Source organism: Candidatus Tisiphia endosymbiont of Ptychoptera albimana, from assembly GCF_964026605.1.
Lineage (GTDB): Bacteria > Pseudomonadota > Alphaproteobacteria > Rickettsiales > Rickettsiaceae > Tisiphia.
Map to the genome: position 1 here is coordinate 287,705 of NZ_OZ032164.1, position 13,796 is coordinate 301,500.

A 13,796-nucleotide genomic window follows, 5' to 3' on the forward strand; every position below is an offset into this window, starting at 1 on the left:
ATCATTTGTAGCTTTAAGAGCAACTGCTGCCGCTAGAGGTAAGCACTAGCTCCAATTACAAAATCTGGGTTTGGTAGTACGGCAGTTGTTGATGCAGAGAATCTTGTAGCAGTTGCTGCCGTAGCCCCAGCTGATTCATTCATAAAAAATGCATTAGCAAAGCGTGATCCACTAAAGATCGATGATCCGCCACCACCTTCAGCTGTGATAGTAGGAAGTAACCGGGCAGTAGCACCAATTTCACCCAATAATCCTACTCCCATTCCTACATATGGTGCGGCTGCCAATGCTAAGGCTGTCCCTGGATTTTCTTCAATGAATTTTTTGTTTCTTGAACCAAAATCAAGTCCTATATCTCCGCTAATAGCAGCAATAGATTCTTGTTCATTTAATGTGAATGCTGTAATATTACCATAAAATCCCAACATGTTAACTCTTAGCTGCTTGCATAATAACCTCTTCTTTAATGTTTATTGGATTATCATAACATATTTATTACTTGCACTAAGTGTTTATGAGAAAATAAATTTATTTCACTTAGGTTTTTGCAATGGTTCTATAGTTACAGTGCCATCTTGATAGCGTCTGATGATATTATTATCCTTTACATTCAATTCATATAAGCCATTGATAAAATCGGTGAAACTATTACTTACAAAATAAAGATAATTTAAATCATCCTCACTCCAAAAACTCCAATTAGTGGTCCAATAATACAAACTTCCGTAATCATCACCCCTTATACCAAGACATAAATCCCCACCATCATCACATGCAATCGGTAAAAATTCATCTGGTATTTTCCCGCGTGACCGTTGAAACTCGAGAACTATATTAGACACTTCTTTATCGTGTAAAGCATAAAACCATTCAACTAATATTCCTGTATTTTTTTTATTAATTGGTTCACTTAGTTCAAAAGCGTCAAATACTGGATGTCCTCCATTATGTTTTAATAGAAACTGTTTATAATCACTAGGAAGTTTAGCTTGTATTAGATGCTCAAATTTTTCTATTTCTTCCAAATTTGTTGATTCGTGAGATTTTATTACTTTAATGTCATTTAGCATTTTTCTTCTCGGCTCTTTTTACTGCTGCCCCTCCAGTATGTTTAATTGCTTTATGTAAATCGGTAGGAATAGCAATCATTGTTCGACCGTCCTCTATATGATGCCATGTATAGCCTTCAGGGTTCTCCTTTATACCCATTATTTCATTAGCTATTTTAAAATCATTCTTATTATCACCAGTCAAATTATCAGACTCTATCCTATGTACTTTCCCTAAATTATCGATGAGAGTATAAGGTAATAACCTCTTCTTTAATGTTTATTGGATTATCATAACATATTTATTACTTGCACTAAGTGTTTATTATAAAAAAATTAATTCCTTCTTTTATCCCAAATTTTGATTTACTCGGTTTACCCATTTTTTACTAAAGGAATATCAAAAAATTTGCTCATTACTTCTAGTAGCCTTTCTTCTGTTACATTATCTTCGCTATCTTGAGCTATATAAACTTCTTCAGGATCATCTACAAGAAGTTCGCATTCATAAAAATACTGATTCTTAGCACAACCTGTAATGGATACGTAAATTAACTTATTATCTTTTTGCAATCCAATAGCACATAAATCTCCTTCCCAATGATCATTGATAACAGGAGCGTCATTTCCAAAAATATCATTGACTAAATTTAGTAATTTTATTATTCCTTCCTCTTTTTTTATCATTTTGAAAACCTACCATCTATTAATAATTTTTTAGCTTTTTTTGCTATACTATCTCCACGGTTTGCACCTTCCATGACTTCTCTTAATGGCACATCTAAATATTCACCAGGAAACTCCCTGAAAATTTTAGCTTTTCGATTCTTAGCAATAAATTCTTCAACTGGTGTATCAAGATTCTCAAGAATCTTCTGATCTGTTGGGTTATTTTTATCAAGTTTTAATTTCTCTGCATCCTTAACAAGTTGCTTATCTACACTAAAGTCATTTGTGTCCTTATACAAAATACTCATATCTACTAGTGAATCGACATGAGCAGGGAAGGACTCAGTATTAGTATCAATTGATTCACTTGGTGCATGGTCGAAGCCCGGCAATGTGCCTAGTTTTTGCAGCAATTCACCTTGATCAGGTGTAGATATTACAGTTATAGGTTTTTCACTAGGTATAGGGGTAGTTAGTATTGTTGGCTTGTTGGTATCCAAATCTATAATAGCACAAGGGTTAACATTAGTAGGAACTGGTTCATTAACGTCCCAAACTTTTACTGGTTGGATAGCGGCTACTTGCGATTGCTGCGGAGCTGGTCTATCTGTATTTGTAGGGGTATAATTCTGACCTAATGAATTATTAGTATCTTCAATAGCCTTGAGGCCATAATGAAATGTCGTAGCAGCTGTGGCTGCATGCAATGCCGTATATAATGGGTTTATAGGAGTTGCAGCAGCGGCAGTACTTCCAATCCTAGCTGCAACATTTGCCCCTGCTCCTGCTGCCTCAGTCATAAGCAATCTTGACCCAGCATTGGCAAGCTGAGATCCGCCACCACCTTCAGCCGCGATAGTAGGCAGTAGACGGGCAGTAGCACCAATTTCACCCAATAATCCTACTCCCATTCCTACATATGGTGCGGCTGCCAATGCTAAGGCTGTCCCTGGATTTTCTTCAATGAATTTTTTGGCTCTTGGATCATAATCAAGTCCTATATCTCCACCAACAGCTGCAATAGTGGCTTGCTCATCTAGTGTAAATTCACCACTCTGCTTATTAACCTCAGTAGAGCTAGCCTGCTGCCAGCCACTTTGCAGAACTACTGAGTTTAAATATTCAGTAGTTTTTTGCGATATTGGTACTGGCAGCGGCTTAGGTTTAGCAAGTGAAAGTAGTGCTATATCTGCACTTGTTAATCCCGCAAACCCTATATCTGCAGATGTAATAGGTTCAGGATGCTGCCCAGCCCCTACTGGTTGGCTTGATGGCTTTGGTTCTTGGCTTAAGGGTGGCTGAGCTGGTGATTTTGTATTATTGACAGTTTTACCATTGATAATATACTGACTATATGGTGTATGAAACTTCAACCTTGGATCTTCTGATTTTTTCAGTAATATCGAGGTGTTAGTTGAAGCAGTCTCGTCATACATCAAATCAAATAATGATCTAGGCGGCTCATTGCTGTTAAGTAGGTTATGTCTTTTCCATCCTTGCCCCATAACATAATCTAAACTAAATCCTTGTGTTCCTTTATATTGAGAGCCAATTATTCTTTGCAATTGTCCATCTTTAAATAAATATACTGGTCGTGCCATTTGATTAGATAATGATTCAAGGTACATGGAGCCTTCAGTATATGGCAGTGATGAAGATTCTTGCATTGAGTTAGTAAATGATGATGAAGACTTACTAGTTGCTGCATTTAAGCTACTTGGTTGTGGGAATGATCCTGGTGAAGCATATTGTGAGAATTGGGAATTATGCCTTTGGGGTTCGTTGTGTTCCGCCTCTGGTGTCAATGTTACTCTATTATAATGCTTACTCATTTCACGTTTAACTCCAGTCTTAGCAGCTTCAGATGCTTGATTTAACTTATTTAGCATAGCATTTGATAACTCACTAATGCCTGACTTAATTGTTGGGCTTAGTATTTCAGCTTTGATTAGATGCATAATTCTATTGGTAATCATATGCTCAACATTAGATGCAACTTTTACCCGTACTTCTTTATTGTCTGCTTCTTGTACATGTTTTAACTTAGTGCAGAAACTCAAAATTCTTGGCTTCAATTTATTATTTTGTCCCAAATCTATATTATTTATTTTAGATAAATCTTCACCTATTATTTTGCCTTCATTATTTAGTATTTTTTCAGTAATTAAAATATTGTAGATAGCAGTCCTATCTTCGGAAGATAGATAAAGCTGCATATAAATATTAAATATTTCCTGATTACTTGGTAACTCGCTAGCAATACTAGATAATTTGCTGGATAATTTATGACAGAATCTATCAGTAACATTCAGGATTTTATCAACGGTTGCAGCTTTTTCTGCTAGAGAAATAAAAGTTGCAATACCTGAATGATATTGTTGAGCAATTGCCTTAATAATACTGCTTGCAGCGTTTATAAAAGCATTTTCTTCCGGACGCAATATCAGTGCCATTTCCTTCATGATATTAGCAGTAAAGCTATTAGTGCCAAGCATAGTATCCACTAACACAGCTCGATCAATAGTATTTGCCGTTAGTGAGTCGTTAATGACATCGTTGATTTTTCCTTTAACGCTGCTAGCTATGTCGTCACGAAACTCCTGAATAATATTGTCAGAAACTCGGTCAGCAACAAAACCGATAGCATGTTGAGCACCAACTGAGAGTATGGCGTTTGGGATTTCTTTTTTAGCTATTTCAAAGGCAGATTTTAATAAACCCTCTTTAACAATTTCTGATGTAGCACTCTTGGTTACTTCTGATATCGCTCCTTGTTTAATAACTTCTCTACCCAATGCTTGCAATGCTATGTTTTTAATGCCAGTAGCTGCAGCTGTAATCCCTTCTTTTACAGCCAGCAGACCTGCTTTGAAGTTGTCCCATCCCATGGTAATAGCACTAATTGTATAGCTTATTGCTTTAGATGAAAAATATTGTTCCCAGCTAAAGCCGTGATCAAAACCACCTGTAACTACTGTATATAGGTCTTTGACTCCTTCTACAATCATCGCTATACCAAGTGATATACCGCCACAAGCCATGGTAACTGCCCCGAATATTATTTGTCCTATGCCTAAAAGACAACCAGCTATTGCACCAATGAAACTATCATCATCTTCCTCTGGCATAATTTCAACTTCGCGTAGGGTAAATAAATGGTCTAGTCCTAAATGTTCTAGTTCTGCAATCTCATCTTCTGGAATCTCTGCTTGCTCAAAAAAATCTTTTAGCTTTTTTGTATCATCAATGGCAATTTTAAATGTACTTGCTTGTTCTTCCGGTATTGTTCCAGCAGCAACAGCATCTTTAGTTACTTTATTTTTATGTTCAACAGTTGCTATTACAACTAGTGCTTTATTGATATGATCTAACTGTAATTTTAATAAATTAATTTTATTGGTAAGTTGTTTAGTAAGATCTGAGTTAGTAGCAATATCTGAGTTCGAGATTAATACCATTTGCGTTGATTCTAGCTGTGGTATTAGATGACCTTCCAGTTGGTCTTTTGCAGCTAGTAAATCACTCTTAGGTTCATCAACTCCACCACCATGATCAGTAACTGCATAAGCTTTATTATAATGAGCAACAAAGCTGTAGATTTTGTCTAATTCTATTGCATTATTATAATGTTCCATTGCTTGATCATAAGAATCTAGCTTTAATAATAGATTAGCTTGTAACGTTTCATAGCTAGGGTTTTTAGCAATTCTGTTAGCATTATATTCAGTTAAAATCTTCTGTTTAAATTGCTCATAAGCAGTTTTTGCTTGTTGTTGTTTCTGCTGACCGTTAATCTTGGCTAGTTTATCCTCTAATACTTTAAAATAGTCCAGTATTGCTGAGCTTTTTAGCTGGATACTCGAAATAGTCTCTAGTTCGGTCTTATTGTCTACAATCGTAGGTACAATGTTTTCTGCCGCCTGAGGAAGGATATCAATCGTATTACTAGAGATACTTGGTTTGCTAACTTGTGCGTCATCAATTTCAACATTAGTTTGAAATGTCGTATCATAGTCATTAGCTAAATCGCTTTTCACTAATGACGAATAATCTCCATCTATTTCATGGGATATATATAGGGTTTCAGTAGCTCCCATTCTTTTGTAATGCTTATAGCTGTTATCATTTGTGATTAATATTATATTAACTTCAAAAATACGAGATATAGACTTTATAAACAAATCATCATTCCACTTCGATGGTTTAAAATAATCATTAGCAAATTTTTCTAAATTATCAGTAACATTACTATATAGAATGGGATTATCTATAATGTGGTTTATTATAGTATGTTTTAATTTATCAATGTTTCTTGCTTTGTTTGTTTCAATATGTAAATATTTCAGCTGATGAATGATACTATGATAAAAACTATCTTCTCCACTAGTAACTCTGTGAGGTTTTAGCTTCATCTCCTTGAGATAGCTGTGAAAAGATACTCTTGAGAGGTTAATTCCTTCATCTTCATCTAAATTAACTTTATGTAGCCAAAATCCCCATAGTTCTTCTAATTGTTTCAACTTAAAAAGCATTTCCTTTGGTTGTTGTTGCTTGATACTTTGGTAAAGATCATTAAAAGAGAGAAATAATTCGTCACTTATTAGAGTTTTATAAAGCCCTAAATATCTTATTTGCTTAAGCCGACTTTGCTCTATTGAATCACGTAATTCCTTTATTGCTGCAATATCATTTACAGAAGTATAGTCGTAGTTTAGCTTATCAAGAGCCATTACTTCATTAATTACTAGCTGACCAGTGCCGCTCTTACCTTGTCTTGAAGTTCTGCCAAATGCTTGATCTTCAACTCTCTGATTATCCGGTAAGAAGGTTAAGCACACATGTAGTCCACCAGCTTTTTCAACTTGGGGAGTAGTTTTTAAATCTGTACCGCGTCCTGCTAAATTTGTTGCTAATATTATTTCACCAGAGTCAATATTCCGACTTACAGCTAAATATTCTTCATTATCATTCCTAGCATAACGGTTAATCTTACTTAAGGGATAATTACTAGTCACTAAAGCACGCTTTATTCTTTCTACCTCATTGATTGTTTCACATATTACTAGTACAGCTCTGCCCTTTTTTGCTTCACAAGTAACACTACCTACTATTTCAGAAAGCCAACTATGGTTATCAGCCGCTACAATCCCGGGTAACTCGATAAATTGTTTATGTTTGTAAGGTGGAATGAAGGAGATTTTAATTGGATATATATTTTCTAATAATTCGTGAGTATCCTTATTACCAAGAGTACCGGTCATACCAAAAATATTCTTACCATATTTATTAAAAAAGCCCATATTTGATATAAAACTAGTAGTAAGATTCTCAGGAGAGACTTTTAAACCGTGTTTTATTTCTAAGAACTGATGTAGCCCATTTGACCATGAGGTTTTAAACTGTAGTATCCCAGTATTAGCAAAATCAACAGGTACTATTTTATTAGATTTATGACTTTCATTTGCTACTAAATAATGTTTCCCTTCCTCAAAAACATGTTTTGCACAAATAGCTGAAGAAATCCATTTATCTATTTGCTCCAAGGCAAAATCGCGTAAATGTGATGGAACAATAAAACACCCATCTAGCTGATTAATATATTGCTTTAAGTATTCATGTAACAAAAAGCGGGTATATTCCAATCTATTATGTACTTTAACCACCTCATCTTCATAACTACCATCAGTATTAGCAAGACGTAATTCACCATTATCAGAAGTAAAATTACACTTTATCCATAGTAATTGATTGCTTTCATATGAGAAGTAAAAGTGTTTCTCGATTTTTTCTAAATGCTGCCAAGTAAGGCTTAGTAAATGCTCAAGATATTCCATTTGGGGTAAAGGACTAGAAAGCTTAGCAATTTTACTACCTTCATCTATTAGCATACTATCAACTTCGTCTATTATCACAATACCAAAAGGTCTACCTTTCCTTATATCTAATCCAGAATGCATATCACGTAATAGATCAAATTGAAAATTTTCTACGCTTCCGTAAACAATATTCTTGGTATAACAATCCTTTTCTTTAGGATTTGCACAACTGTTATCACTATTGTCTTTTACCGTCAATTTGAACATTGAAAAAAAATCAGCCTTTTCTTCTGCATCTCTTTTTGCAAGTACTGATGAGCTTGTTACTACATCGACAACTTCACCGCGTAAAGCTTTGATTACTGCTAACATGGCAACCGTCATAGATTTACCTTCACCAGTAGATATTTGCACTAATCTACCTGTAGCTTCAGTATGTAGCATTAGTAATATAGATAATTGTTGTACTACTCGTGGTTCATGAGTACTATCTAAAATATTAGCTTTTTTGATAACGGCTAATATCTCAGCTTGATGTTCAGGAAGTTTTGCCAAATCTCCTTTGATTAAATTACTCCAATTTTGGATGTCTTCCTTGGACCAAAGTTTAATTGGTTTATTATTAAGTAAAATCGCAGAGGTACTATTATATTTCCGTTCAATATCTTGGACTTCACATTTTAGAACATTATTATCAATTAAGCTTTGGATAAGTTGGTCATCTTTGTTTTTTAAGGCTATTTCGTTTAGTAAGGTCTCAATATCTTTTTCTAAGCTTTGTTGGAAGTTTTGTTCGACAGCTAACTTATGTAAACCAATTTCGATATGGTCTAAATCAAAATCTTTAATGATCTTAAAAACAGTGAGACCATCTTTGCTAATAAAATCCTCAGCAATTTTATAGTGATAAATTATCTGAGTAGCTTTTAGGAGTTTTTGTAAATTTTGAAGATTGTTATTGCTCTTAATAAGTATATTATCACTCAATACTTTGATGCTTTTAATAGACCAACCAACTTCCAGTAACTTAATAATCTCTTGCCCTTCTGTAGTCTGGTCTAGTATTTTAGAAAATTGTTGAGCTATATATATTTCTAAAATATTTTTAGCTAAAACTTCCTGCCATTTATTAAGCAGCTCTCCTCCGTTTTCCTCAAAAGATTCAGTCAATAACTCATTTACTTGCTCAAAAGATATTTCATTTTCTTGGATAAAGCTTAGAAAATTACCTATTTGTGTAACACTAGTATCCTTTGGTAGGTATTGTAGGAATAAATTTACAATACTAGTAGTCCAGTTATTTTGTTCAAAAAACCCCTGATATAATAATTGTAATTCTGCATCCCCTAAATTAGGAAAAAATTTAGATTTTAGCCAAATTAGCCTTAGTTCATATTCTGCATCTTTAGTTTTGTCTAATTTGCTTAAGATATTTGCTGGTAAATCAATTAATAGCTCCAATATTTGGTTTATTTGTCTAAGATTGTAACCTTTCTCTTGTTGCAAATTAATTAAGGATAATAACAGATTGTCTCTTTCTTTGGAAACTACATCATAATTATGTTTTTTTTCTAACTCTATTAAATTTATATCAAAGCTTTCTAAATCATAAGAGTCTGTTGATTTAGTTCTCATTACTAGATCATATGACAATAACTCTCTTATCCAATATTTATAGGAAGGTAACCTACTGAGAACTTCATTATTAAAATATTTAATATCTAATAAAGCAGTAAATATACTTAACTGTTCATTGTCAGTCGCAGCATTTTGTATATCTTTTAAAAATCCTAGATGATCAAACTCTAGACTTTCAGCTAATTTATTCAATACATCTAAACATTTGTCAGATAAACTATATACTCCCTGATCAGCTTGATCTTTAAGTATCTTAAATGCTGTGATTTGTAAAATCCTATTGTCTAAACATTGTTCAATATAATTAATAATTTTCGACGATAATCCAACTTTTTGTTGGGATAAAAACTCAATAGCATCTAAAGCTTCTTGTTGAAATAATAGGTTGTTGCTCTTACCTAAGATAACTTCTAATCGTTCAATAGCATCATTTACTAAAGATGGGTGTTTTTCAAGGTTACTGCTAAATAGTTTTTTTATAAAAGTTAAAAATAGATTGTCTTGGATTATAGGCCATATTAACTGTATAAATGATTCATTGATAGGGATTTCATGCTTTAATAGTAAAAGTTCTAAACACTCATTAGCTTCGCTAGTTATTTTTGAATCATCGTTTTTTAATCCATGGCTCAAGAGTTCATACTGATAAGAATTTGGCTCTTGGTTTAAATTAATTTTTGTCTTTAGGGCTTTGAGGATTTTAAATAACTTCTGCTCATTAGCCATGAGGCTTTTAATATCAGTAGACTCTTTTGCTAGGTAAAATAAATCAATCAATTGTTCATCAAGCTTAAGTTTTATGTTTGCAATTTCTAATATTGATATTACTCTTAACTTAATATCTGAAGTAAGGTCTGACCCTAGATCATCAATTAATCTTATAAGTGTAATTTTAGATAAATACACACATTGTTTTTGGGCTTCTTCAAGCAATATAACAATATGTGCGTTGTCCTTTTGACTATGCAAAAGTGAAGATAGTTTATCAGTCTGCTCAGTTGTTAAAATTATTTGGTTTGTTTTACCAAGTATAATTGCCAATCCCTTAGCACATAAATCTGATATTTGGGAATTTGCATAACATAAATAATATTTTAGTGTTTCAATAACCTTTTTAGAGACAAACTCTACATCATCCAGCAATGTTATAATATGATTAATATTACTTAAGCTATCTGTATTAGTATTTAGGGAGTTTACTGCTTCGTCTAATTCAAGTTCTATAAACTTTTGTTTAGAGTGGGAGCTAATATTTTTAAGTATCTTTAATATATTCTGTTGAGTTTCTACTTTGGTATCTTTTTGTAAGAAGGATTTTATTAATGATAATTCTTGTACAGAAAAATCATACCCGCGACTGCTTATGTCCTTAAAACAACTTATTGCATTACAATAAAGTTCTTCTTTGTCAGACTGGAGACAATACATTAATGCTGTATGTACATTCTTTGTTAAAACCTGACCATTACTAACTATGTTATGTAAGATATAAGAAGAAGCAATTTGAGCTTTATAATCTGAATCATTAAGTAAAGACAAGCTTATATACTCTATTGTATCATGGCTCAGATATTTTCCTCTAGCAGTCAAGGTTTTTAAAACCATACGCATATATTCTTTTGGCAAGGAAGAGCTTTTATCACTTACCAGTAAATTTTCAGCAAGCTTTATTATTTCATCATCACTATAACTAGTTGCATTAACTAGTTTATAAAAAGCTATTATTAAGGCTGACATATCGTCAGTTAAGGATAAGCTATTTTTTAAAGTGATTAAGATATCGTTTGGTATTTCTTGGTTACTATCAACTGCATAAGATATAGTATTTGCAGCTAGTTCTAATAATACTTTATTATCATCTATTAGAAGTTTTCTTAGGTTTTGGAAACAATTTTTAGTTAATTTCACGCCTTGTTTTGCTAGATTCTCTACCTCTTTGGCTGCATCTATTTTCTGATTATCGTCAGAACTTGAAATCATAGTTTGTGATAATTTCTCAATAACTAATATATCATCCATATCTTTTGTGAAAACTTGCTTAGCTTTACATTTTTCTAGTATAGCAAAAGCTTTGTCTCTTATAGATTGATCATTATGATTAAATAATATCCAACCAAATAAATCTAGAGCCTGTTTTGGTAGTGACTCCCCCTTATTTGCCACATAACCTAAGATTTCTAAGGCTGACTGGCTTAATAATTCATTGCTTGAACTATTGCTAGCTAAGCTTTGTACTAATTGTTCTGGCAATTGTTTGGTTTTCTCAAAGTGATATTTTACTAGTTTAATTGCCATGACTTTGATTTTAGGATTTGGGTCATGTAATAGTAGATCTATAGTTTTTAAGCCTAAGTTAATCCTAGAATGCTCAGAAAGATTAGAAACAGATTCTAACGCAAAAAGTCTCAGATTAGTATTAGTACCATTTAAACCTATATCAACTAACTTTTGAAAAATATGGATGGGTAGCTCATATTTATAATTTTTGGATATATTTTTTAGTGCAAAAACTATCTGATTGGTGAAGTGTTCTGAATTGACAAGATCATAAATAGTGTCAACAGCACTTTTAGTAGTTATATTCTTGCCAGCATAATGTCCTATAATATATGCTAAAATATCCCTAGTTTCTGCTATTGTTGTGCTATTAAGGATGTTACTGAGTAAATCTATTTCTTTGGTAGATAAGTTATAGTCATTATTACCACTTTTAAATAAGTATTTAATTATGTCAGTAGCTTTCTTTTTGATAGTATAATCTGAGTCTGATAAAGTCTCGATTAATACTTGTACTAAAGAAGTAGCTATATCTTGACCATGTTCGATAATAGATAATAATATCTCTAAACATTTCACCCTAAAAGAAGGCTCTATTTCTTGGCTTCTAATGATAATTACCAGTTTTTCTAAGGTAGCAGGATGCAAAGTGGCATCCTGCAGTTTAACAACACTTTCTAAAGTCTTCAATATTTCTAGAGTCTTATCTAAAGGGAAGACTGTAAAGGCTGCTTCTAGCCTAACAAGTTCATCTTGAGATAGTTTGTAACCATTTTCTATACCATACTTTATGATCAAACATAATTGACGACGGACATCCGGATTAAGGGTCTTATCACCTACTATACTAATTATTCTATCACTGTATTTAACTAAAGCCTCTGAGTGTTTATAAAAATAATCAGCAAGATTAATAGATCCCTTAAGTACTAGATTATTATCATATATTTTTAGAATAAAATTATTATTTATAAAACTGCTAACTATATCATCTAGTAATTCAGTACCATAAGCTAAACTACTGGCAATAGTTTGATTAGCTATAGTCCATACCAAAATAGAATAACTTTTGTTACCAGCTATACAAGATAATTTATTTAATGTAGTATCTGGTAATAGTTGCTTATTTTCTACGCTCTTGAATAAAATTGTAGCTGCTAGTTCAGCATGTTGCCTATCATCCAATAAATTTTCTAATTTTTTAAAAATTGCTAGTGATAATTTACTACCGTTAATCGTACTGCTCAAAAGTATGGGTATAATAGTATCATGTATTTTATTACACCGTGGATCTTCTATTAAGGAGAATAATTTCTCTAAATGATCAGTTGGTAGAGCGTAATTCTTAGCATGAATATCAGTTAATAGCTTATCAAGTTGATTTTTATGAATTATAGTTTCCCTTTTTCCAGAACCATTTATAAATTGCTCAAAAGTTTTACTATCGTGGCTAATAGTTTGATTTGCTATGTCATTAATTGATTTATTATAAAGGGCATTAATGCTGTTGTGCAGAGAATTTAACCATGTTTTATTGTAGTTTTCTATTGCGGTTACATCGATATTATAACCTTCCTTTTCCAATTTGATAAGTTCATCAGTTAAGCTACTTAGTTTTGACTTAACAATGGATGACACATAATCGTTTTTCTGATTTAAAACTTTTTGAGCAGTATTGGTAATTGTATTTACTTGATTTTTAGCATCTTGAATAACGGTAGTTACATGACTTTGAAGAAGGTTACTAATTTGCTGAACATACGATGTTTGGAACGATTGGAACTCCGCTTGTTTTGCTGCAAATGTACTATCTGCAGCTGCCTGACTAGTAAATGTCATGGATTTAAGAGATTGGTTTATTGCCAACATTCTAGCATTTATTTCTTGATCGCATTGATTTTTTAGAGCTGTTTGCTTTTGTTCAATCTGTAAATTTACTTGGTTATTAAGTGTAGTTGTTTCGTATGTTGCCCTGTCTTGCACTATTCTTAAGAGATTTTGTGTTAGTTGGTTAAGTTCTTGCTGTATGGTATCTGTTATTTTTGAGTAAATTTCTTGGAAGTTTTTAAGAGTTAAAATCTTACCAGTTTCTGCATTGATAAAATCTTGAATTATAATATCAATATTAAACTCATTAGCATGTTGTGAAGATGCATCATCTAATTTTAATAATCCTTGATCTGTATCTGTTATCATACCACTAATCAATTATATGCTTCTGTATCTACTGATTTAATTTAATATTAAGTTCTTTTAGATGTTGTTGATGAGATATGCATCAACTATGTCGTCTAATTTTCTTATTTGTTCTCTCTACGTTTCCTTCTTATATTTTATCAACTTACTC

Annotated in this window: 5 protein-coding genes; all 5 read right to left on the minus strand. The window is 32.5% G+C overall.

Annotated features, from left to right (window positions below; translation table 11 throughout):
* Positions 1-32: 32 nt before the first annotated feature.
* On the minus strand, positions 33-428 hold the full coding sequence (locus AAGD36_RS01360; protein WP_341755621.1) for a hypothetical protein: 396 nt from the start codon (positions 426-428) through the stop codon (positions 33-35).
* 105 nt (positions 429-533) lie between these two features.
* Positions 534-1,070, minus strand: coding sequence for an SMI1/KNR4 family protein (locus tag AAGD36_RS01365; RefSeq protein WP_341755622.1), 537 nt, complete (start codon positions 1,068-1,070; stop codon positions 534-536).
* A complete protein-coding gene (locus tag AAGD36_RS01370) occupies positions 1,060-1,254 on the minus strand; it encodes an HNH endonuclease (RefSeq protein ID WP_341755623.1) in 195 nt (64 codons plus the stop codon). The genes AAGD36_RS01365 and AAGD36_RS01370 overlap by 11 nt, the downstream gene beginning before the upstream one ends.
* 170 nt (positions 1,255-1,424) lie before the next feature.
* Positions 1,425-1,736, minus strand: coding sequence for a hypothetical protein (locus AAGD36_RS01375; protein ID WP_341755624.1), 312 nt, complete (start codon positions 1,734-1,736; stop codon positions 1,425-1,427).
* Positions 1,733-13,645 (minus strand): hypothetical protein, encoded by an 11,913-nt coding sequence (locus AAGD36_RS01380; RefSeq protein ID WP_341755625.1) that lies wholly within the window; start codon positions 13,643-13,645, stop codon positions 1,733-1,735. Before AAGD36_RS01380 ends, AAGD36_RS01375 begins: the two co-directional genes overlap by 4 nt.
* Positions 13,646-13,796: the final 151 nt, after the last annotated feature.